Source organism: Marinomonas transparens, assembly GCF_016463975.1.
In the GTDB taxonomy this organism is placed as follows: Bacteria; Pseudomonadota; Gammaproteobacteria; order Pseudomonadales; family Marinomonadaceae; genus Marinomonas; species Marinomonas transparens.
Map to the genome: position 1 here is coordinate 1 of NZ_JAEMNX010000084.1, position 558 is coordinate 558.

General features: G+C 44.8%; 1 protein-coding gene. It reads left to right on the plus strand.

Annotation, left to right across the window (positions count from 1 at the left end; all coding sequences use genetic code 11):
• The first annotated feature begins 105 nt into the window (after positions 1 to 105).
• Positions 106 to 522, plus strand: a complete 417-nt coding sequence (locus I8J31_RS21250; RefSeq protein ID WP_173158048.1) for a hypothetical protein — start codon at positions 106 to 108, stop codon at positions 520 to 522.
• Positions 523 to 558 lie beyond the last annotated feature (36 nt).

The window sequence follows — 558 nt, forward strand, 5'->3', positions numbered from 1 at the left end:
ATAGCCTCCATCAGCGTTTTCAGAAAGGCGGGTTTCTTTTTTGAAACTTAAGCGACTGCGTTTTGAATTTTGATCTTCCATTTTTGCAAAAGGAAATCTTCGATTATGGCTGAAGACGAAGACAACCAACAAGGGCAGGGGGAGGGGTTAAAATATTTGGGTTTTGTGCAAGACGCGGCAACTTATGCTGTGACTACCTTCTCAAACGTCTATCTTTTTGCCAAAGACAAATCTGGTCCACTGCAGCCTGGTGTCGATATCATTGAGGGTCCGGTGAAGAACGTGGCTGTACCTCTCTATAATAGGTTCAGTTATATTCCCAATGGAGCTCTCAAGTTTGTAGACAGCACGGTTGTTGCATCTGTCACTATTATAGATCGCTCTCTTCCCCCAATTGTCAAGGACGCATCTATCCAAGTTGTTTCAGCAATTCGAGCTGCCCCAGAAGCTGCTCGTTCTCTGGCTTCTTCTTTGCCTGGGCAGACCAAGATACTTGCTAAGGTGTTTTATGGAGAGAATTGAGCCCCAATTTGCACCAATTGCTTCCAACTAAGCAAG